Genomic DNA, 20,596 nt, shown 5'->3' with positions numbered 1-20,596 from the left:
TAAGGCCTATCATGCCACAACTCAGGCAATCCCCCTGCAACGAACGTCCCCGCGAGCGCCTGCTGCGCCACGGCGCGGCGGCGCTGACCTCGGCCGAGCTGCTGGCCATCTTGTTACGCACGGGCACACGCGGACGCAATGCCGTGCGCATGGGGCACGATCTTATCGAGCATTTTGGCGGCCTGAGGCCTCTGCTGTCGGCCGAGGCCAGCGCCCTGTTGGCGTTTCCCGGCATCGGCAATGCCAAGACCTGCGAACTGCTGGCCGTGCAGGAACTGGGACGACGCGCCCTGGAGGAACCCTTGCGCAATGGCTGCACCCTGAACCAACCCGAACGGGTCAAGCAATACTGCGCCATGCGCCTGGCGCATCTGCGGGTAGAACACTGCATTGCCCTGTTTCTGGATACCCAGCTGCAGTTGATCGATTGCATGGAAATCGCCCGAGGCACACTGTCGCACGCGTCGGTCTATCCGCGCGAAGTCGTGCGGGCAGCCCTGAGTCACCATGCCGCCGCCCTGATCCTGGCGCATAACCATCCGTCGGGCCTGGCCGAACCCAGCCCTGCCGACATTGCCCTGACGCGCCAGTTGAAGCAGGCCCTGGCCCTGGTGGATGTGCGCTTGCTGGACCATCTGGTCGTGGGGGCCACCGAAGTGACCTCCTTGGCGGAGCGCGGACAGGTCTGATGCGCGACATTATGGTAGAATCACTGGCTTATCTTGGATACGTTGCTGGGATTATTGATGGGGTTGCGTTCTATGGCCGACAGGCTGGCGAACCCCGTCCATCTGGCTGGCGACCCCCTTATTATCACTACGGACTTCATCATGAAAGAAGGCATCCACCCCGAATACCGCGAGGTCGTGTTCCTGGACCTGCAGACCGGCAACAAATTCATCTCGCGCTCGTCGTTGAATTCGCGTGAAAACACCGAAATCGACGGCAAGACCTACCCGCTGTTCAAGTGCGACGTGACCTCCGAATCGCATCCGTTCTACACGGGCGCCCAGACGCGCATCGTCGAGACCGGCCGCGTCGAGAAATTCCGCGCCCGGTTTGCTCGCACGGCTGGCACGGTCAAGAAATAAACGCACCCTGCGATCATGCCTGGCGCAAGCCCGGCATATGCTGAACAAAAAGGCAGCCGACGGGCTGCCTTTTTCATTTAACATGGGTTCCATCCCCTCTCCGTTGGCCTATCCGTGAGCACTGAATCTCTGCGATCCACGCCTGCCCGGCTGACCGCCACGGCAGCGGCAAAACTTCCACGCCTGTTTTTGGTGACGGTGGGCCTAGTCTATATTCTGGCCGGACTGTTCTATCGCGACCCCTGGAAGACCGACGACGTGGTCAGCCTGGCCACCATGCTGACTGCCCTGTCCGGCCAGGATCACGCTTGGCTGCTACCGCAGGTAGGCCAACTGGCCCAGGCCCAGGATGGGCCCCTGGTCACCTGGATAGGCGCGGCCTGCATCTGGGCCTTCAGCCCTATCCTGGAATTCTTCTTCAGCCCGCTGAACGCCGCCATCATCGCCTCGCGGCTCCCGAATATTCTGTGGTTTGCCATCCTCACCAGCGCCATCTGGTATGGCACTTATCTGCTGGGACGACGCCCCGAAGCCCAGCCGCTGGCCCTGCCCTTTGGCGGCGAGCCCACAGAGCGCGACTATGGCCGCATGCTGGCCGATGCCGCCCTGCTGTTGATCGTGGCCACCGCAGGCATTATCTGGCGCATGCACGAGACCTCCGAGGTCCCTGCGGTGATTGCCTGCCAGGCCCTGGCCTTTTACGCTGTGGCCCGCATGCTGGATCATCCCATCTCCGGGGCCGTGACCCTGGGGGTGGCCCTGGGGGCGGCATTCCTGGCACGCGGCTGGCTGGGCAGCCTGCCCGTGCTACTGGCTTGCCTGTTTATTTTCCTGCGACATGGGCCACTGGCCCAGGCCCGCCAATGGCTGATTCTCAGCCTGTTGATCGGGGCCGGCCTGGCATTGCTGTGGTGGATACCTGCCCGCACCTTCGGCCCCTACTGGACGACACAGTGGCTGCGGTGGTCAGCGCATGCCTTCAGTTGGCCCAGCGCCCGTGCCTGGCTCAGTATCGTGCGCGACCTGCCCTGGTTTCTGTGGCCTACCTGGCCTTTGGCGCTGCTGGCTCTGTGGCGTTGGCGCGGCTGGTTCAACGCCCCCCATATCCGCATTCCCTTGGGGTTTGCCCTGGCCGCTTTCGCAGTGCTGCTGGCCAATAGCGACCCCTTCGAGCCCGAATACAGCATGCTGGCGATTCCCAGCGCAGTCCTGGCCGCCTTCGCATTGCCTACCCTGCGCCGTGGGGTGATCAATACACTGGATTGGTTTGCCGTCATGTGTTTTTCCCTGACAGCGGCCACCGTGTGGCTGGGCTGGATCGCCCTACAAACCGGCTGGCCCGGTCAGATCGCCGCCAATATCGCCCGCCAGACCCGTGGATTCGACGCCTATATCGTCTGGCCCGCATTGCTGATTGCTGTCTTGGGCACCATCGCCTGGATTGCCCTGGTAGTTTGGCGGCTGCGCAGCCACCCTGTCGGCCTGTGGCGCGGAACGGCACTGTCGGCCGGCGGGCTGCTGACGACCTGGCTGCTGCTGGCCACGCTGTGGATGCCGGCCCTGGACTATGTCCGCAGCTACCGTGACGTCTCCGGGGCCTTGGCCCAGGTATTGGCACAGGCACAAAAACCCGGCGAATGCATCCGCACCCAAAGTCTGGGCAGCGGCCAGCGCGCCTCATTTCTGGTCTTTGACCGGATCGAATTCAGATTCGATCCCCAGTGCCCCTTATTGTTGCAGCAACTGGACATGCACAGCCCTGAGGCCGACCGCCCATCGACACCTGACCACACGATTCTCTGGGAGGGCCGACGCGGGCCTGATCGACACGAAATGTTCCGACTGGTACGCACACAGCCCGCCTCCTGATTTTTTACCGCCTAAACCCTGACCATGCTCGCATCCATCCAGGCAGCGACTGCGCCCTGGCGCACGATTCTGCAGCAATCCTGGCCTATTCTCGTCAGTTCCTGGGCAGGGATTATCTTTGCCGTGCTGGACACCGCCATGGTGGGCCATACCGACGCCATCGACCTGCAGGCCATGGCACTGGGCGCCTCGATCTACATCACGGTGTTCGTGGGCCTGATGGGGGTGATCCATGCGCTGATTCCTATCGTTGCCCAGCATTTCGGCGCGCGCGAACTAAGCCAGGCGGGGCACGCCTGGGGCCAAGGGGTCTGGCTGGCGCTGGCGCTGTCGGTGGTGGGTGGCGCCAGCCTGCTGCTGCCGGACATCTGGCTGTCCTTATCCGGCAATATCGAACCTGCCGTGCGCGAGCGCGTGGCAGGTTATCTGATTGCCCTGGCCCTGGCCCTGCCATCGGCACTGCTGTTTCGCACAATTTACGCCACTGCGACCGCCATTTCACAGACCCGTGGCGTGATGCTGATCAACCTCGGCAGCGTCGCCTTTAAACTGCTGTTCAACGTCTGGTTTATTTTTGGTGGCCTGGGCATCCCCGCCATGGGGGCCGTGGGCGCCGGGGTCGCCACCCTGGTGGTCAACTGGATGATGCTGCTGGCCGGCTGGCTGATGGTCAGGCGCCATCCGGCCTTTCTGGCCTTGCAACCGCGCATCAGTCGGCCACGCTGGACCAACCAAAAAGAATTGCTGCGCTTGGGTCTGCCTATGGGCGGGTCCTATCTGATCGAAGTATGCGCATTCAGCTTCATGGCCTTGCTGGTGGCGCGCGATGGCCTGTACGCCAGCGGCGCCCAGCAGATCCTGGCAAATCTGATGGCCCTATGCTACATGCTGCCCATGTCGCTCAGCTTATCCACTGCCTCCTTGACTGCCCAGGCTGTCGGCGCACACCAGATGGCTCAGGCACGCCAGACCGGCCTGCACGGGATCGCTCTGGTGATGACCGGGGCCCTGCTGACCAATCTGGTCCTGGTGTTCGCGCAGCAGCCGATCGTGGCGATGTACACCAACGAGGCACAGGTGGCGATCATCGCCCTGACCCTATTGCAGATTGCTCCCTGGTTTCATTTCTGGGATGCCATGCACTGCGTCAGCGCCTATATCCTGCGCGCCTACAAAATCGCCATCGTGCCGCTGATCCTGCAGATCATCGCCCTGACCGGGCTGGGTCTGATCGGCGGCTGGTGGCTGGGCTTTGGGCCGGGAGCAGGCATGCTCGCCCCGGCGGTGGACTGGTTCATGCCAGGCGCCCCCATCGGGGCAGCCACGATGTGGATCATGGCTATGGTGGGCCTGGCATTGACCTCGATCTTGCTGTTTGCCTGGTATGCCCACGTACTGCACCGCCAGGGACTGCTACGCGGCTAGGCCCTTGTCGGCCTCGGCCGACGCAACGGATTCAGCCGCCTCGGACTCTGCCGGCACATTGGGCGTGACCAGCTCACAAACCTTGCTGCGCGACAGCATCCCGACAAATTCACCTTGTTCGTCGGTCACTGCCAGCGGCGCTGGTGTGCGCAGCAGCTGCGCCAAGACCTCGTTCAAGCCTGCGGATGCCGGCACAGAAGCCATGTCACTCAGGTAGCGGGCAATATCGCGGGCACCGTCCTGGACGGCACGCTGGGCATCCGCACGCATCAATACGCCGGCCAGCCGTTTGCCATCCAGCACGGCGGCATAGTCGTAATCCCGGGCAGCCAGACGCTCCAGCGCATGAACGGGCTTGGTACGCATGGTCAGGTTGAGTGGCCGTTCATTGACCGCATGCGAAGCATTCAAGACCTTGCCCCGATTGACATCCTGCAAGAAGGATTCGATGTAGTCGTTGGCCGGAGACAAGAGTATGTCTTCTGGAGTGCCTTCCTGGATCAGCTCACCGTCCTTCAAGATAGCGATGCGGCTCCCCAGGCGCAATGCCTCATCCAGATCATGCGTGATGAAGACGATGGTCTTATTCAGGCGCGCCTGCAAGGCCAGCAGTTGATCCTGCATTTCATGGCGGATCAGGGGGTCCAGCGCAGAAAAGGCCTCGTCCATCAGCAGGATTTCGGCATCGGTGGCCAGCGCCCGGGCCAGGCCCACCCGCTGCTGCATGCCGCCCGATAACTGATGCGGGTACTGGGCTTCGAAGCCGGACAGGCCCACTTGTTCCAGCCAGTGCATGGCGCGTTCGTTGCGCTGGGCACGTCGCACGCCCTGCACCGCCAGCCCATAGGCGGCGTTATCCAGCACGGTACGGTGCGGCAACAGGCCAAAGCGCTGAAACACCATGCTCATTTTTTGCTGGCGGAACTGCTCCAGGGCCTTGGGCTTCAGGCCCACCACATCCACCCCATCCACCAGGATCTGGCCGGCGCTGGGTTCGATCAGGCGATTGAAGTGCCGGATCAGCGTGGACTTCCCAGACCCCGACAGCCCCATGATCACATGAATATCGCCTTCCTTGATGGACAGGCTGATATCGCGCAAACCCAGTGTATGGCCACTGCGTTCGAGCAAGGCCTCTTTCGACAAGCCGTCGCGAGCGGCCTGCAGCCAGCGATCCGGGTGCGGGCCGAAAATTTTATAGATATTGCGGACTTCGATTTTGCTCATGTCAGGCCCTCCGGGCTTGTTGCCGTTGGCCAAACTGCTGGGTGATGCGATCGAAAATAATAGCCAACACGACGATCCCCATGCCCGCCAACAGGCCACGCCCCACCTGCAGGCGATTGATACCCTGCAAAACCTCGTAGCCCAGGCCGCGCACCCCAATCATGGATGCAATCACGACCATGGCCAGCGCCATCATGGTGGTCTGATTGATGCCCGCCATGATGTTGGGCAGGGCCAAGGGCAACTGCACCCCGAACAACTGGCGCGTGCGGCTGGCCCCGAATGAACGCGAGGCCTCGAGCACTTCAGAATCGACCAGGCGGATACCCAGATCGGTCAGGCGGATCACAGGCGGCACGGCGTAAATGACGGTGGCAAACAATGCCGCAAGCTTGCCCAGGTTGAACAGCATCACGACGGGAATCAGATAGACGAAGCTGGGCATGGTCTGCATGATATCCAGCACCGGCAGCATGACGGCCCGTACCCAGCGAAAACTGGCCATGGCAATGCCCATAGGAATGCCGATCGCCACGGAGAAAAGGACTGCCACCAGCATCAGCGAGAGCGTCTGCATAGAGGCTTCCCAGAGGCCGATGGCCCCCAGCAGACACAGCAAGCCACCCATGGCCAAGCTGAAGCGCCATTTGCGGCTGCCCAACCAGGCAATGCCGACCACGGCCAGCACGATGATCCACCAGGGCGAATCGCGCAGCAGGTGATCGGCCCAGATCAACAGATCCAGCAATGGCTGGGTGATGGTGCGGAGAATATCGGAATACTGCATGACCAGCCCATTGACGAAATCGTCAATGGGCCGTTGCAGTTCCCGAGCCGAAATCAGTTCAGGAAACATGCAAATTCCTTACAAAGCGGCCTTGACCCGCTCTGTTACGTCAGCCGACAGCCATTGAGTCCAGACATCCTGCTTGTTTTTCAGGAACCACTGCGCGGTGGGCTCAGGCTCTGCCTCGTTTTCTTCCATATAGGCCATGGCCTGGTTCATGTCATCCAGTGGAATCTTGACCTTGGAAAGAAACTCGGTGAGCTTCGGCGCATCCTGGGTGAATTGCGTGCTCACCGCCGTGAACACCGGGTTTTCCGGATAATCGGTGGCTTGCGGATTTTCGCAGTTTGGATCGGTCAGGCATTTTTGCTGTGCCGCATCGTAAGGCGGCAATTCGAGCTTGACCAGATCCATGGAACCCACCAGCGGTGTGGGATACCAGTAGTAGAAAACTACGTTTTCCTTGCGGTTGTAGGCAGCCGTCAGCGCGGCCTTCTGGGTGGCACCTGTGCCGGGCGAAAACAGGGTGTAGGTGTCCCCCAGGCCCAAGGCCTTGAATAGATTCGTGCTGACGACCTCGCAGCCCCAGCCAGCCGGGCAGCCATAGAACCGTCCCTTTGTGGGTTCCTCGGGGTCCTTGAAATCCTTCCAGTATTTCGGCAGATCGGCGGCCTTTTTCAGGTCAGGCAGGCGTTCGGCGGTGTATTTTGGAATGAACCAGGCTTCGCCGCCCATGTAGATATCGCCAATGCGTTTGACCTTGCCGGTGGCCTCGGCCTTGGTCCAGGGCTCTAGCGTGCTGTTCAGCCAGACCTCGCTATTGATGTCCAGATCCCCGCGCTGCAGGGCGGCCAGCGCCGGCAGGGTTTCAGTGGGCAGGACCTCGGATTCGCAGCCGTAGCCGTTCTTGATGATGAAGCGTTCGACTTCGACCAGCACCAGATTGGATTCCCAATTCATGCCGCCAAAGCGCATCGGGCGATCCAGCTCGCATTGCGGCGCATCAGCGGCCAGGGCCACCGAGGGGGCCATGAACAGACCGGATAATGCCGCAGCCAGCGCCAGGCTCAGGACCGGTTTGGTGTAACGGGGGGAAGAAGCCGCATCATGCGGTTGATGAGAAAAAACAGACATAAAGCCTCCTTTGGGTTACGGAGACGCCTGACGCAAACGCGCCGGACGCCATAGCTTAGGGGAGGGTGTGCGGAAGACAGTAAGAACCGCCAATACATACCGACACTGCAGGTGCGTGGCACCGTGGACAGTCGAAGACGAAGGGTCTGAAATCCAGAATTCGTCACGAACAGAATTGAAATACCGACGTACTAAAATACTGAAAGAAGCAATATTTTACACGCTAAATCACAGAAAATAAAGGATCTTTTAGTAAACCATGATTTAACCCCCCTGTAAACAGGCATTGACAGGGGGGCTGTGCAGGGTTCAAGTCTGCTGATAAATATAATCCCGACGCCACGGATATGTCAGATCCACCGGATAATCGAGTTCGTCGGTGCGCCCCGTGGATTGGGGCTGGGCGATAATCTGATGCAGGGCAATCCAGCCATACTCAAAGCCCATGGCACACCCCGCCAGATACATGCGATACGCCCGCAAGGATCGTTCGCCCTCGGGGGTGTTCAAGATGGCGCGGGCCTGGTCCAGCCTGGCCTCCAGGGCGTCGCTCCAGGCCCATAGTGTCCGGGCATAATGGGGTCGGATGTTTTCGACATCCAGGTCTTCCAGACCGGCCTCTGCCATGGCTTGCAACACATAGTGAATATGCGAGAGTTCACCACCGGGAAAAATGAATTTCTCGATGAAGTCCCCCATGCCGGCCCCCAAGTCCGTATTGCTGATGCCGCCTGCCGTGATGCCGTGATTCAGGATCAGACCACCTGGGCGCACCAGACGCCGCAGCTTGGAAAAATACCCCACTAGTTGTGATCGACCCACGTGCTCGAACATACCCACAGAGGATATCTTGTCGTAGGGCTGGGTCTCGTCGAGCTTGCGGTAATCCAGCAGATGCATGCGCACCCGGCCCGCGAGGCCCTTTTCCTGGATCAGCTGATTGACGTAATCATGTTGGTGATGCGACAGCGTGATGCCGGTGACATCAATATCGTAGTGTTCGGCCGCCCACAGCATCAGCCCCCCCCAGCCCCCGCCCACGTCCAGGAAACGCTCGCCGGTTTTCAAGGCGAGCTTGCGGCAGATATGATCGAGCTTGGCTTCCTGGGCCTGGGCCACGGTCATGTCGGGCTGTCGATAATAGGCGCAGGAATACACCCTGCGTGGGTCCAGCCAAAGGGCATAGAATTCGTCTGATAGGTCGTAATGGAACTCGATCTGGCGGGCGTCGCGGTCCTCTGAGTGGCGCCAGACCGATACCAGGCGCTGAATCAGGCCGGTAAACCAGCCCTGCTGCGCCGCCGCGACGGGCGAACCCGGCAAAATCCCCGCCGCCAAGCGCATCAGATCGCGCATGGTACCGCTGAATTCAAATTTTCCATCGACGTAATCTTCGCCCAGTGCGCCGACCTCGCCCGCGACAAAGTGGCCAAGGACCACGCTATCCCGAATATTAAAATGTAATCGGGCATCAGAAGGGCCTATTTTCTCGCCATCCGGCAACTGCATGGAGACCGGAATGGACAATGACCCAAGTTTGTTCTCGATGATGGATGCGATGGCAGTCAACAGAGCCTCCCTCAGTTCAAATCAGGACGTTGTTATATTAGCGCCAAATACCCTGATTTCGTTGCTTTCCCCCTATTGCCTATGCCCCGTTTCTTCCCTTCTTTAATGCCGTCCTGGCTGGTCCTGATGGGCGCGCTAGCCGCGCTGGGCCCCTTGGCCATCGACATGTACCTGCCCGCTTTTGGCGATATCGCCCAAGAGCTGCAGGTGTCCCAAGGCCTGGTCGAGCGCACGCTGGCCAGCTACCTGCTGGGCCTGGCGCTGGCCCAACTGCTATACGGCCCCCTGACGGATCGCTATGGGCGGCGCGTGCCGCTGCTGTGCGGCCTGACCCTGTTCACCGTGGCCTCATTGGCCTGTGCCGTCAGCCAGGATATCGAACACTTGATGGCCTGGCGCGCCGTACAGGCTTTCGGCGGGGCGGCAGGGATGGTGGTGCCGCGCGCTGTCGTGCGCGACTATCTGGACACACAAGAAGCCGCAAAGGCGCTATCGCTGCTGATGCTGGTGATGGGGGTCATGCCGATTGCAGCCCCTCTGCTGGGCGGACAGGCAGTCACCCTGGGCTCCTGGCGCACCGTGTTTTACCTGATGGCCTTGTTCGGTGCCGGGCTGTGGCTGACGGTACTGCTGCGCATGCGCGAATCCCTGGCGCCAGAACGCCGCACGCCTTTGGCGGTCAGCACGATCATGCGCAATTTCCGCCATCTGCTGGCGCATCGCGGCTTCATGGGCTATTCGCTGGCGGGCGGCATGGGGACGGCTGGTCTGTTTGCCTACATTTCGGGTTCTCCCCTGGTCTTCATCAACATCTACGGCATCGACCCGCGCTGGTTCGGCCTGCTGTTCGGCCTGAACGCCCTCAGCCTGATACTGGCGGCCCAGTTCAGCGCCCGCCTGCTGAACCGCCACCGGCCACAGACGCTGCTCCTGCACTCGCAATTCACGCTGGTCCTGATGACCCTGGCGGCTCTGGTCCTGACCCTGGCGGGCTGGATCAACCTGCCCCTGCTGATGGTGTGCCTGATGGGATTCATGGCCAGCCAAGGCTTTGTCGGCCCCAATGCGGCAGCCTTGGCGCTGGCCGAACAGGGCCCGCGTCTGGGCACGGCATCGGCGCTGATGGGATCTTTGCAAATGTTTTGCGGGGCAAGCGCCGGGCTGGCCGTCAGTCTGTGGCATACGAACAGCCCCTTGCCACTGACCTCCGTGCTGGCCGCATGCGCTCTGTTATCCTGGTTGTTTGGCCGCTTTGGTATGCGTCATGCCCAGCGGACTTGATAAAAACGCCTGTTTCAGTATAGAATTACAGGCTTTCCTGATATAAACACAGAGGTGAGACCATGGCACGCGTATGCCAAGTAACCGGCAAAGGCCCAATGGTGGGCAACAATGTTTCGCACGCTAACAACAAAACCAAGCGTCGTTTCCTGCCCAACCTGCAATCACGCCGGTTTTGGGTCGAATCCGAAAACCGTTGGGTACGTCTTCGCGTATCCACCAACGCCCTGCGCACCATCGACAAGAACGGCATCGACGCCGTCCTGGCCGACCTGCGTGCCCGCGGCGAACTGGCCTGATCGGCCTAGGAGCACATCATGGCAAAAGGTATCCGTGAAAAAATCAAGCTGGAATCCACAGCTGGTACTGGTCACTTCTACACGACCACAAAAAACAAGCGCAACATGCCGGAAAAAATGCTGATCAAGAAATTTGATCCGGTGGTTCGCAAGCACGTCGAATACAAGGAAACCAAGCTGAAATAAACCGGGATGCCTCTCCCGGACCGTCTCACCGGTTTCTCAAAGTCCCCGCCTTGGTGCGGGGATTTTTTTATGGGCACCAGCCCTTATAATGGTCAGCTTGGTCCATCACATTCAATCATCCTAAACAAGCCCATGCAGCAACGCTATCTTCCGAACCAGGTCGAATCCGACGCCCAGAACCATTGGCGCACCGATGACGTCTATCGCGTCACTGAATACGCCACCAACGCCGACGGCTCACCCAAACCAAAGTTCTACGCCTGCTCGATGCTGCCGTACCCCAGCGGCAAGCTGCACATGGGCCATGTGCGCAACTACACCATCAACGACATGATGACCCGGCAGTTGCGTATGCGCGGATACAACGTGCTGATGCCGATGGGTTGGGATGCCTTTGGCATGCCCGCTGAGAACGCCGCCATGAAATCCGGCGTGCCGCCCGCCAAATGGACTTACGACAATATCGCCTACATGAAAAAGCAGATGCAGGCGATGGGACTGGCCATCGACTGGTCTCGCGAAATGTGCGCTTGCGACCCGGCTTACTACAAATGGAACCAATGGCTGTTCCTGAAAATGCTGGAAAAAGGCATTGCCTACCGCAAGACCCAGGTCGTCAACTGGGACCCGGTGGATCAGACCGTGCTGGCCAATGAACAGGTCATCGACGGGCGCGGCTGGCGTTCCGGCGCACCCGTCGAAAAACGTGAAATCCCTGGCTACTACCTGCGCATCACGGACTATGCCGGCGAACTGCTGGACACCCTGGAAGACGGCCTGCCGGGCTGGCCCGAGCGCGTGCGCCTGATGCAGGAAAACTGGATCGGTCGTAGCGAAGGCGTGCGTTTTGCCTTTCGTCACGATATCCGCAACCACGACGGCCAGTTGATTCAGGACGGCCTGATGCATGTCTTCACCACCCGGGCGGACACCATCATGGGGGTGACCTTCTGCGCCGTGGCCCCCGAACATCCGCTGGCCACCCACGCTGCCCAGGACAACCCCAGCCTGGCCGCCTTCATCGAACACTGCCGCCAGGGCGGCACCACCGAAGCCGAACTTGCCACCCGAGAAAAAGAAGGCCTGCCCACAGGCCTGCATGTCACCCATCCGCTGACCGGCCAAGCCATCCCCGTCTGGGTGGGTAATTATGTGCTGATGAGCTATGGCGACGGGGCTGTCATGGGCGTACCCGCCCACGACGAGCGGGATTTCGCCTTTGCCCTGAAATACGCGCTGCCCATCCATCAGGTCATCGATGCCCAAGGCCAGACCTGGTCGGACAGCGCCTGGCAGGACTGGTACGGCGACAAGCAAATCGGCCACACCATCAATTCCGGAAAATACGACGGCCTGACCACCGCCCAGGCCATCCAGGCGATTGCCGCCGACCTGACGGCCATGGGTTTGGGCCAGCTGCGCACCACCTGGCGACTGCGCGACTGGGGGATTTCCCGCCAACGCTACTGGGGCACGCCCATCCCCATCATTCACTGCGCAGACTGCGGCCCGGTGCCTGTCCCCGAAAAAGACCTGCCCGTGGTCCTGCCCGACGATCTGGTCCCCGATGGCAGCGGCAACCCGCTGGCCAAGCACGAAGGCTTTCTGGCCTGCCATTGCCCATCGTGCGGCAAACCCGCCCGGCGCGAAACCGACACCATGGATACCTTTATCGATTCATCCTGGTATTTCATGCGCTATACCTCGCCCGGCAACGATCAGGCCATGGTAGATGCCCGCAACGATTACTGGATGCCCATGGACCAGTACATCGGCGGCATCGAACACGCGGTTCTGCACCTGCTGTATGCACGCTTCTGGACGCGCGTCATGCGCGATCTGGGCATGCTGTCGTTTTCCGAGCCCTTCACCAAGCTGCTGTGTCAGGGCATGGTCCTGAACCACATCTATTCGCGCAAAAACGAACGCGGCGGCACGGAATACTTCTGGCCGGAAGACGTTGACAACCTCACGGACGACAAGGGCGCCATCATCGGCGCACAGCTGAAGTCCGATGGCTCCGCCATTGATTACGGCGGCATCGGCACCATGTCGAAATCCAAAAACAACGGCGTGGACCCTCAGTCCCTGATCGACAGCATGGGGGCCGACACCGCCCGCCTGTTCGTCATGTTCGCCAGCCCCCCCGAACAGACCCTGGAATGGTCTGACTCCGGGGTCGATGGAGCGCACCGGTTCTTGCGCCGCCTGTGGACCTTCTGCCAGACACAGCGCGATGTGCTGCGCCAACACGCCCAATTGCCGACGGTCTGGGCCGACCTGGACGACGCCCAGGCGGATCTGCGCCGCAGCATCCATGGCCTGTTGAAGCAAGCCGACTACGACTACCAGCGCATCCAGTACAACACGGTGGTTTCCACCGCCATGAAAATGCTCAATACGCTGGAATCCGCCGCCCAGGCAGGAGTCGGCGGGGCTGCTCTGGCTGAAACCACCTCGATACTGCTGCGGGTGCTGTACCCGGTGGTGCCACATATCACCTGGCATCTGTGGCGCGATCTAGGGCTGGCCGACCACCTGGGCGACTTGCTGGACGCGCCCTGGCCAGAGGTCGACCAAACCGCCCTGCTGGCCGATACAGTCAGCCTGGTGCTGCAGGTCAACGGCAAGGTCCGTGGACAGCTCAGCGTCCCGCAGGCAGCCGACAAAGCCGCGATTGAAGCGCTCGCCCGCGACCACGAGGTCGTTGGGCGCTTCCTGGAAGGCCGCCCCCCAAAACGCGTCATCGTCGTACCCGGACGCCTGGTCAACGTCGTCGGATAAATCATGAGCCTGACTACTGCCGCTGCACGAATCTTGCGCTGGACCGGGGTGCTGCTGGGCCTGATGGCCCTGAGCGCCTGTGGCTTTCACCTGAAACAGGCCGCCCCCCTGCCCTATCACAGCATCTACACCAACATCAATCTGGATACGGTCGCCGGTGCCAACCTGCAACGCATCATTCTGGCCAACTCCCCAGAGACAAAGTTCGTGCCACAGCGTAATCAGGCCGATGTCTATCTGCACCAGATTTCCGAATCTGAAAACCTGCGCCAGCTGTCCATCGATGCCGAGGGCCGGGTCGAGGAATATGAACTCAGCCTGGAGTTCACCTTCGAACTGCTGGATCGGGCCGGCCGCATCCTGCTGCCACCCACGACCTTGCAGCGCATCCGCGAACTGCCCTACAACGAGCGCATCGTCCAGGCCAAGGAAAGCGAAATCGCCCATACTTTTGTCGACATGCGCAACAGTCTCAGCACCCAGATCCTGCGCCGCATCAGCGCACCTGATGTGCTGGCCGCCTACAACAATGCCGCCGAGCAGCCCATGGGCACCATGCCTGACGACAGTCCGGCGCAGCTTGATCGCGCCAACCGCCTGGGCTCTCCCAGCCAGTTGACGCACTAAAGCCATGAACAGCCGCGCACCAGATGCCCAGCAGCTGATCGACGGGCTGGCGACAGGGCAGGCGCTGGCGTCTTGCATGGTGTTGTCGGGCGACGAGATCCTGCTGGTGACCGAGGTCGCCGATGCCTACCGCGCAGCCGCAGTCCGCCAAGGCTGCAGCGAGCGCACCCATCTGGTCATGGATGCCCGCAGCGACTGGAGCCAGGCGCTGGCCAGCGCCCGCAATACCTCGCTGTTTGGCGATTTACGCCTGCTGGAGATCAGCCTGCCCACCGGCAAGCCCGGCAAGACCGGCTCCGACGCCCTGCAGCAGCTGGCTGCCCTGTGCAGCCAGGATCAAATGCCCGACCTCAAAGTCCTGATCAGGCTGCCGGCACTGGACCGGGCCACTCAACAAGGCAAGTGGGTCCAGGCCCTGAAAAAACAGGCGCTCTGGCAAGACATCCCTTCGATCCAGCGCACCGCGCTGCCCGACTGGATTGCCACCCGCCTGGCCAGACAACAGCAGGACACCAGCCCAGAAACCCTGGCCTGGCTCAGCGACAAAGTCGAGGGCAACCTGCTGGCCGCCCACCAGGAAATCCTGAAGCTCGCCCTGCTGCACCCCGCAGGTCATCTGACGCTGGAACAAGTCCAGGCCGCCGTACTGAACGTCGCCCGCTATAACCTGTACGACCTGCGCGACGCCATGCTGGCAGGCCAGGCCGACCGCGCCTTGACGGTCTTGAACGGCCTGCGGGCCGAAGGCGAGGCCCTGGTGCTGGTGTTGTGGGCCGTGGGCGAAGAAATCCGCATCATCAACCGCATCAGCGCCGACCCCAACCCGGATGCCGCCATGCGCAGCCAGCGGGTTTTTGGCCCGCGCGAACGCCTGATCCGCCAGGCCCTGCAGCGCGTGCCTGCACGAACCTGGCCGCTGGCCCTGCGCCATGCCCATGAAATCGACAGCCTGATCAAAGGCATTCCGGTGGTCGGCCAACTGACCGACCCCTGGGACGAACTCGCCCGCCTGACCCTGCGCATCGCCACCGCAGGCGTCCGACGCCACTGACCCCATTGCCCTCCAGATCCTCATGACTACTGCCACCTCTGCATCGATATCCCTAGAAACACTGGGCCGCCAGGCCAGACAGGCCACGCGGCGGATGCGCACTGCCTCGGGGGCAGAAAAATCCACCGCCCTGCGGGCCATGGCCCAGCAGCTGCACGAACAACGCGCCTGGCTGCAAGCCGAAAACGCCCGCGATCTGCAGACAGCCGCCGAACGCGGCCTGGAGGCTCCCTTGATGGATCGCCTGAAGCTGTCTGACAAGGCGCTGGATACGATGGCTGCCGGCCTGGAACAAATCGCCGCCATGGCCGACCCCATCGGCAGCCTGAGCGACACCAGCATCCGGCCCAATGGCATGCGGGTGGCCCGCATGCGCGTCCCGCTGGGGGTCATCGGCATTATTTACGAATCCCGCCCCAACGTCACCATCGACGCCGCCGCGTTGTGCCTGAAGACCGGCAACGCGACGATTCTGCGCGGCGGCAGCGAAGCCTTTCATTCCAACCAAGCCCTGGGCAGCATCATCCAGGCCGGCCTGAAAATCGCCGGCCTGCCGCCCCAGGCCGTGCAGGTCGTGGACACCACCGACCGAGCTGCCGTGGGCCAGATGGTGACCCTGACCGACTATATCGACGTCATCATCCCGCGCGGCGGCAAAGGCCTGATCTCCCGTCTGGCTGCAGAGGCCCGCGTGCCCCTGATCAAGCACCTGGACGGCAACTGCCACCTGTATATCGACCGCGCCGCCGACCTGGATCGCGCCCTGGATGTCGCAATCAACGGGAAGACCTATCGCTATGGCATTTGCGGTGCCACAGAGACCCTGCTGGTGCATGCCGAGATTGCCGACCAGTGGCTGCCCCTGGCGGGCCGACGCTTTGCGGATCTGGGGGTCGAACTGCGCGCCTGCCCCCGGGCAGCCGCCTTGTTGCCCGATGCCATCCCCGCCACCGAAGACGACTGGAGCAGCGAATTCCTGGCCCCCATTCTGGCGGTGCGGGTGGTCGACTCGCTGAACGACGCCATGGAACACATCGCCCGCTACAGCTCCGAACATACCGAATCCATCGTGACCGAAGACCTCAGCGCCGCCCAGCGCTTCCAGCGTGAAGTCGATTCCAGCTCAGTCTATGTCAACCTGCCCACCTGCTTTGCCGATGGCTTCGAGTATGGCCTGGGGGCTGAGATCGGCATTTCCACCAACCGCCTGCATGCCCGCGGCCCGGTGGGCCTGGAAGGCCTGACCATCCAGAAATGGGTGCTGACTGGCGAAGGCCAGCTGCGGGGTTGATGATGCTGTGGGTCAAGACTTTCCACCTGCTATTCATCGTGTCCTGGTTTGCCGGGCTGTTCTATCTGCCGCGCATCTATGTCAACCTGGCCTCTGAAACCAACCCGGAGACCCGGGCCACCCTGCTGGGGATGGCGGGACGCCTGTATCGTTTCATGACCCCTCTGGGCATACTGGCCCTGATCCTGGGGCTGGTATTGTGGCTGCATTACGGCATCGGCCAGGGCCAGGCCTGGATGCACGCAAAGCTGCTGGGCGTCCTGGCCCTGCTGGCCTTTCATCTGGCCTGCCGCCGCCACCTGCGGGCCTTCAGCAACGGCACCAATACCCACAGCCACGGCTATTTCCGCTGGTTCAATGAAATTCCGGTCCTGTTGCTATTGCTGATTTTGATCCTGGTGATCGTCAAACCTTTTTAAAGCCCATGAGCGATACTTCCCGCAAGACCCTGAGCCTGAAACCCAGGCCTAGCCGTTCCTCCTCCGAGGAAGACCAGCGCCCAAAACGCACGGGTGCCCGCGCACGCCAGGCTGCCATCCAGGAACGCGCCCAACAGGCGCGCGGCGAAACGCCCGACAATGCGCCCAGACAGCTGGCTGATGCCCGCCCACCACGCAGAGACAGAGACACCAATCCCGACAACCGCCCCTATGCCAGTGCATCGGACCGGCCTCGTGCAGACGCCCAGCGCCGCGAGGGCCGATCCGAAAATAATGCACACAGCCGACGCGACGAGCAATCAGGCCAGCGGCGGCCCTATCGCCAAACGGCGGAGCGGACCAGCGAACGCCCGGATACCCGCTACCGAAACACCGGCGCGGACGAACAGGCCCCAGCCCGTCTCCAGCACCTGCCCCGCCAGTCGCGTCAACCTCGCCAGCAGCACCTGACTGAAATCTTCCCGGTGTTCGCCCCCTGTCCGCACGGCCTGGAAGACGCCTTGACGCTGGAACTGCAGGCCCTGGGCTATGACGGCGTACGGGCAGGCAGGGCGGGCTGTCATTTTCAGGCGGACTGGATGGGGGTGATGCGGGCCAACCTGTATTCCCGTCTGGCCACGCGCATCCTGGTGCAGGTCGCCCAGGCCGATGTACAGACTGAAGACGATATTCTGGCCCTGGCCCGCGAGACCGAATGGGAACGCTGGTTCGGTGCAGAACAAACCCTGCGGGTGGATACCTCTGCCATCCACAGCCCCATGCGCAGCCTGCAATACTGCAACCTAAGGGCCAAGGACGGCATCTGCGACCGCCTGCGCGAACGCGAAGGCGAACGGCCCAGCATTGATACGGTCCGCCCGGATGCCCGCGTCCACCTGTTTTTGGATGCAAGACAAGCCACGCTTTACCTGGATGTCTCTGGCGAGTCCCTCTTCAAGCGCGGTTGGCGCCTGGACAAGGGCGAGGCCCCCCTACGTGAAAATTTGGCGGCGGGCCTGCTGGCACTGTCCGATTGGACCCCCGACGCTGCGCTATTGGACCCATTCTGTGGCAGCGGCACCATCCTGATCGAAGCCGCCTGGATCGCGCTAGGCGTGCCCCCCGGTATCTGGCGGCCTTTTGGCTTCGAGCGCCTGCGGTCGCACGATGCCCGACGCTGGCGCGACCTGAAGGATGACGCCCGCGCCCGCATTGCCCCCCGGCTGGATGTGCCCCTGGTGGGCAGCGACATCCATCCAGCCGCGATTGAATCCGCCCGCGCCAATCTCGACCGCGCCCACCTAAGCCCGGATGCCATTCGCTTTGAAGCCTGTGATGCCCGCCGGATGCAGCCACCCGCCGAGGCCGGTTGGATCGTGACCAACCCACCGTATGGGGAACGGCTGGGCGACCATGAGCAAGACTTGTGGCCCCAATGGGCCACCCAGTTGAAACAACAATACGGCGGCTGGCAAGTGAACATCATTACCAGCGACCTGGATCTGCCTGGACAATTGCGTCTGAAACCTCGGCGGCGCCATCCCTTGCACAATGGCGCGCTGGATTGCCGCCTGTTTCAGTTCGAGCTGGTATCGGCAGGCTATCGCGACCGGGCGTAGCTGATTGGAGACAGCCCATCCAAGGTATTTTCTATACGGCTTGCTTTTTATCTAGGGAAAACCCTATAATAGGGTTAACCCGAGCGAAACGCTCCTTTCTAAGCAAAGAGGCTTGCCATGAAAACCTTCCAAAACACTGATATTCGTATGACCGACGCCCTGGAGCGCCAACTGCTGGCCGAAGCCATTGAAGCCAACCAGGCTTATGCCCTGGATGCAACGTTGAAGAACATCATCAAGAAGGTTGCCAGCTTCTTCAAAACCCCCGAAGGCCGTGTGCACCACGCTGTGCGCACCGCCAACTGATCTCTGATCAGTATTGGCGGCGATAGCCGCCTTCGGTGAACTGACCCCCAAAGCCTGGATAAAAATCCGGCTTCTGGGGGTCAGTTCTCTTTAGGGCGGCTTTTTTTATCCCATGGGATAATAGCCATTTCACTGCCTTGTCCCATGAATTCCAATTCACCGGCTACCGCCGTCCCCCCGGCGCCTACCCGCTTGCGTCGCTTTGCCTGCATGATGTACGAAGGCGTGCTGCTGTTTGGCGTGGTCTTTTTAGCCGGATATCTGTTTGACACCCTGACCCAGAGCCACAACGGCCTGATGCTGCGCCACAGCCGTCAAGCTTTCCTATTCGTGGCCATTGGCGTGTATTTTCTATTTTGTTGGCGACGGGGCGGCCAGACCCTGCCCATGAAGACATGGAATATCCGCCTGACAGACCGGCAAGGCACGCCGCTGCGGGCTGGCCGCATGCTGCTGCGCTACTTGCTGCTATGGCCGATTCCCCTGCTGGCTGCCCTGCTGGTGGCAGGCTTATCACACATCACAGGCTGGGCCTCGCTGGATCTGCTGATCGTCGCCACCCCATTTTTCCATTTCATCTGGACCTGGTTCGACCCACAAGGCCAATTTCTGCATGATCGTCTGTTGGGTACCGAACTACATGATCTAGGACGCCGCACGCCATGACCGATATCCTGAAAAAATACCTGACCACCGACCACAGCACCCGCCTGCAAACCCTGCAGCTGTCCGAATCCTGGCAAACCGGCCTGGCGCATCAGCACCTGCCACCCCAGGTCGTCAGCCTGCTGGGCGAACTCTCGGCGGCGGCGGTCTTGCTGGCGGGCAATATCAAATTCGACGGTTCTATCGTGCTGCAGCTACAGGGCAATGGCCCAGTACGACTGATCATGGTGGAATGCACCTCGACTTTGGCGCTACGCGCCACCGCCCATCTGCGCGAAGACGCGGCCATCCCGAATTCCAGCAGCCTGCAAACCCTGCTAAACCCCGATGGACAGGGGCGCTTCACCGTTTTGCTGGACCATAAGGACCGCCCCGAAGGCACCCCCGCCTACCAGGGCATCGTCCCCCTGGAGGGCGATTCCGTCGCCCAGGCGCTGGAACACTATATGCGGCACTCCGAACAGCTGGAAACCCGCCTATGGCTGGCTGCCGACACCCAACACTGCACCGGGCTATTACTACAACGCATGCCGGGGGCCACGGCGCCGGATGGCCAGCCCATCATGCCCGGCGACGACACCAGTTGGTCTCATTGCGAGACCATGGCCAACACCCTGAAGCCTGCCGAGCTGCTCTCGGACAGCCCCGACACCCTGATGCATAAACTATTCTGGGAAGACGATCTGCTGGCCTTTCCCGAACAAAGCGTACGCTGGCATTGCCCCTGCACCCGCGAACGCGTCGCCAGCATGCTGCGCACGCTGGGCCAGACAGAAATCCAGTCTATCCTGGCCGAACAAAACCACGTCCATATTGACTGTAATTTCTGCGGTAAGCCCTACGAGTTCGATCCCATCGACTGCGCCTCTCTGTTTCTGGACGAATCAGACCAGCAACACGCCCCTGGGTCTGATTCCATACACTGAAAATACAAGCCCCAAGACACCGATTCATCCCAGAGGGCT

At 61.4% G+C, this 20,596-nt stretch carries 20 protein-coding genes; 16 read left to right on the top strand and 4 right to left on the bottom strand.

Going from position 1 to position 20,596, the window contains the following annotated elements; genetic code table 11:
- Positions 1-11 precede the first annotated feature (11 nt).
- The 4 genes from radC (at position 12) to VDP81_RS12160 (ending at position 4,385) form a co-directional block, all read left to right on the top strand.
- The gene (gene radC, locus VDP81_RS12175; RefSeq protein WP_323012484.1) at positions 12-689 is read left to right on the top strand and encodes a RadC family protein; all 678 of its coding nucleotides are present in this window, start codon (positions 12-14) and stop codon (positions 687-689) included.
- 141 nt (positions 690-830) lie between these two features.
- Positions 831-1,091, top strand: coding sequence for a type B 50S ribosomal protein L31 (locus tag VDP81_RS12170; RefSeq protein WP_322997386.1), 261 nt, complete (start codon positions 831-833; stop codon positions 1,089-1,091).
- Between the two features lie 114 nt (positions 1,092-1,205).
- On the top strand, positions 1,206-2,960 hold the full coding sequence (locus VDP81_RS12165; protein ID WP_323012483.1) for a glycosyltransferase: 1,755 nt from the start codon (positions 1,206-1,208) through the stop codon (positions 2,958-2,960).
- A 24-nt stretch (positions 2,961-2,984) separates the two neighbouring features.
- The gene (locus VDP81_RS12160) at positions 2,985-4,385 is read left to right on the top strand and encodes an MATE family efflux transporter (RefSeq protein WP_322997071.1); all 1,401 of its coding nucleotides are present in this window, start codon (positions 2,985-2,987) and stop codon (positions 4,383-4,385) included.
- On the opposite strand, the gene VDP81_RS12155 is transcribed toward VDP81_RS12160, so the two are convergent.
- The 4 genes from VDP81_RS12155 to VDP81_RS12140 form a co-directional block, all read right to left on the bottom strand.
- On the bottom strand, positions 4,374-5,612 hold the full coding sequence (locus tag VDP81_RS12155) for a glycine betaine/L-proline ABC transporter ATP-binding protein (RefSeq protein ID WP_323012482.1): 1,239 nt from the start codon (positions 5,610-5,612) through the stop codon (positions 4,374-4,376). The two genes, VDP81_RS12160 and VDP81_RS12155, sit on opposite strands and share 12 nt — an antisense overlap.
- A gap of 1 nt (position 5,613) precedes the next feature.
- Entirely contained in the window at positions 5,614-6,468 is an 855-nt protein-coding gene (locus tag VDP81_RS12150; RefSeq protein WP_322997069.1) for a proline/glycine betaine ABC transporter permease, read from the bottom strand.
- A 9-nt stretch (positions 6,469-6,477) separates the two neighbouring features.
- Positions 6,478-7,533 (bottom strand): ABC transporter substrate-binding protein, encoded by a 1,056-nt coding sequence (locus VDP81_RS12145; protein WP_323012481.1) that lies wholly within the window; start codon positions 7,531-7,533, stop codon positions 6,478-6,480.
- Positions 7,534-7,842: 309 nt separating this feature from the next.
- Positions 7,843-9,102 carry a class I SAM-dependent methyltransferase gene (locus VDP81_RS12140; RefSeq protein WP_322997067.1) on the bottom strand — a complete coding sequence of 420 codons (1,260 nt, stop codon included), beginning with the start codon at positions 9,100-9,102 and terminating at the stop codon, positions 7,843-7,845.
- Positions 9,103-9,228: 126 nt separating this feature from the next.
- On the opposite strand from VDP81_RS12140, the gene VDP81_RS12135 reads away from it, so the two are divergent.
- From VDP81_RS12135 to VDP81_RS12080, 12 genes are all read left to right on the top strand, one after another.
- A complete protein-coding gene (locus VDP81_RS12135) occupies positions 9,229-10,383 on the top strand; it encodes a Bcr/CflA family multidrug efflux MFS transporter (RefSeq protein WP_323012480.1) in 1,155 nt (384 codons plus the stop codon).
- A 62-nt stretch (positions 10,384-10,445) separates the two neighbouring features.
- On the top strand, positions 10,446-10,682 hold the full coding sequence (gene rpmB, locus VDP81_RS12130) for a 50S ribosomal protein L28 (RefSeq protein ID WP_322997065.1): 237 nt from the start codon (positions 10,446-10,448) through the stop codon (positions 10,680-10,682).
- Between the two features lie 18 nt (positions 10,683-10,700).
- Positions 10,701-10,868: a 50S ribosomal protein L33 gene (gene rpmG / locus VDP81_RS12125; RefSeq protein ID WP_200235501.1), complete on the top strand. Its 168-nt coding sequence runs from the start codon at positions 10,701-10,703 to the stop codon at positions 10,866-10,868.
- Between the two features lie 132 nt (positions 10,869-11,000).
- Positions 11,001-13,652, top strand: a complete 2,652-nt coding sequence (leuS, locus tag VDP81_RS12120; RefSeq protein WP_323012479.1) for a leucine--tRNA ligase — start codon at positions 11,001-11,003, stop codon at positions 13,650-13,652.
- Between the two features lie 3 nt (positions 13,653-13,655).
- The gene (lptE, locus tag VDP81_RS12115) at positions 13,656-14,279 is read left to right on the top strand and encodes an LPS assembly lipoprotein LptE (protein ID WP_322997063.1); all 624 of its coding nucleotides are present in this window, start codon (positions 13,656-13,658) and stop codon (positions 14,277-14,279) included.
- A gap of 4 nt (positions 14,280-14,283) precedes the next feature.
- Positions 14,284-15,330: a DNA polymerase III subunit delta gene (gene holA / locus VDP81_RS12110; RefSeq protein ID WP_322997062.1), complete on the top strand. Its 1,047-nt coding sequence runs from the start codon at positions 14,284-14,286 to the stop codon at positions 15,328-15,330.
- 22 nt (positions 15,331-15,352) lie between these two features.
- Positions 15,353-16,621 (top strand): glutamate-5-semialdehyde dehydrogenase, encoded by a 1,269-nt coding sequence (locus VDP81_RS12105; protein WP_323012478.1) that lies wholly within the window; start codon positions 15,353-15,355, stop codon positions 16,619-16,621.
- 2 nt (positions 16,622-16,623) lie between these two features.
- On the top strand, positions 16,624-17,040 hold the full coding sequence (locus tag VDP81_RS12100; RefSeq protein WP_322997385.1) for a CopD family protein: 417 nt from the start codon (positions 16,624-16,626) through the stop codon (positions 17,038-17,040).
- Positions 17,041-17,045: 5 nt separating this feature from the next.
- Entirely contained in the window at positions 17,046-18,659 is a 1,614-nt protein-coding gene (locus VDP81_RS12095) for a THUMP domain-containing protein (RefSeq protein WP_323012477.1), read from the top strand.
- Between the two features lie 117 nt (positions 18,660-18,776).
- Entirely contained in the window at positions 18,777-18,965 is a 189-nt protein-coding gene (locus VDP81_RS12090) for a hypothetical protein (protein WP_322997059.1), read from the top strand.
- A 144-nt stretch (positions 18,966-19,109) separates the two neighbouring features.
- The gene (locus tag VDP81_RS12085) at positions 19,110-19,631 is read left to right on the top strand and encodes an RDD family protein (RefSeq protein WP_322997058.1); all 522 of its coding nucleotides are present in this window, start codon (positions 19,110-19,112) and stop codon (positions 19,629-19,631) included.
- Positions 19,628-20,557: an Hsp33 family molecular chaperone HslO gene (locus VDP81_RS12080; protein ID WP_323012476.1), complete on the top strand. Its 930-nt coding sequence runs from the start codon at positions 19,628-19,630 to the stop codon at positions 20,555-20,557. Before VDP81_RS12085 ends, VDP81_RS12080 begins: the two co-directional genes overlap by 4 nt.
- Positions 20,558-20,596 lie beyond the last annotated feature (39 nt).

Source organism: Castellaniella sp., assembly GCF_034675845.1.
Taxonomy (GTDB): domain Bacteria; phylum Pseudomonadota; class Gammaproteobacteria; order Burkholderiales; family Burkholderiaceae_B; genus Castellaniella.
This window is presented reverse-complemented; position numbering and strand designations above follow the sequence as displayed.

Coding starts and splice junctions, on each gene's coding strand:
- VDP81_RS12100 (WP_322997385.1), top strand. CDS start 16,624: ATGCTGTGGGTCAAGACTTTCCACCTGCTATTCATCGTGTCCTGGTTT.
- VDP81_RS12105 (WP_323012478.1), top strand. CDS start 15,353: ATGACTACTGCCACCTCTGCATCGATATCCCTAGAAACACTGGGCCGC.
- VDP81_RS12135 (WP_323012480.1), top strand. CDS start 9,229: ATGGGCGCGCTAGCCGCGCTGGGCCCCTTGGCCATCGACATGTACCTG.
- radC (WP_323012484.1), top strand. CDS start 12: ATGCCACAACTCAGGCAATCCCCCTGCAACGAACGTCCCCGCGAGCGC.
- VDP81_RS12090 (WP_322997059.1), top strand. CDS start 18,777: ATGAAAACCTTCCAAAACACTGATATTCGTATGACCGACGCCCTGGAG.
- VDP81_RS12170 (WP_322997386.1), top strand. CDS start 831: ATGAAAGAAGGCATCCACCCCGAATACCGCGAGGTCGTGTTCCTGGAC.
- leuS (WP_323012479.1), top strand. CDS start 11,001: ATGCAGCAACGCTATCTTCCGAACCAGGTCGAATCCGACGCCCAGAAC.
- holA (WP_322997062.1), top strand. CDS start 14,284: ATGAACAGCCGCGCACCAGATGCCCAGCAGCTGATCGACGGGCTGGCG.
- VDP81_RS12085 (WP_322997058.1), top strand. CDS start 19,110: ATGAATTCCAATTCACCGGCTACCGCCGTCCCCCCGGCGCCTACCCGC.
- VDP81_RS12155 (WP_323012482.1), bottom strand. CDS start 5,612: ATGAGCAAAATCGAAGTCCGCAATATCTATAAAATTTTCGGCCCGCAC.
- VDP81_RS12080 (WP_323012476.1), top strand. CDS start 19,628: ATGACCGATATCCTGAAAAAATACCTGACCACCGACCACAGCACCCGC.
- lptE (WP_322997063.1), top strand. CDS start 13,656: ATGAGCCTGACTACTGCCGCTGCACGAATCTTGCGCTGGACCGGGGTG.
- VDP81_RS12160 (WP_322997071.1), top strand. CDS start 2,985: ATGCTCGCATCCATCCAGGCAGCGACTGCGCCCTGGCGCACGATTCTG.
- rpmG (WP_200235501.1), top strand. CDS start 10,701: ATGGCAAAAGGTATCCGTGAAAAAATCAAGCTGGAATCCACAGCTGGT.
- VDP81_RS12095 (WP_323012477.1), top strand. CDS start 17,046: ATGAGCGATACTTCCCGCAAGACCCTGAGCCTGAAACCCAGGCCTAGC.
- VDP81_RS12145 (WP_323012481.1), bottom strand. CDS start 7,533: ATGTCTGTTTTTTCTCATCAACCGCATGATGCGGCTTCTTCCCCCCGT.
- rpmB (WP_322997065.1), top strand. CDS start 10,446: ATGGCACGCGTATGCCAAGTAACCGGCAAAGGCCCAATGGTGGGCAAC.
- VDP81_RS12150 (WP_322997069.1), bottom strand. CDS start 6,468: ATGTTTCCTGAACTGATTTCGGCTCGGGAACTGCAACGGCCCATTGAC.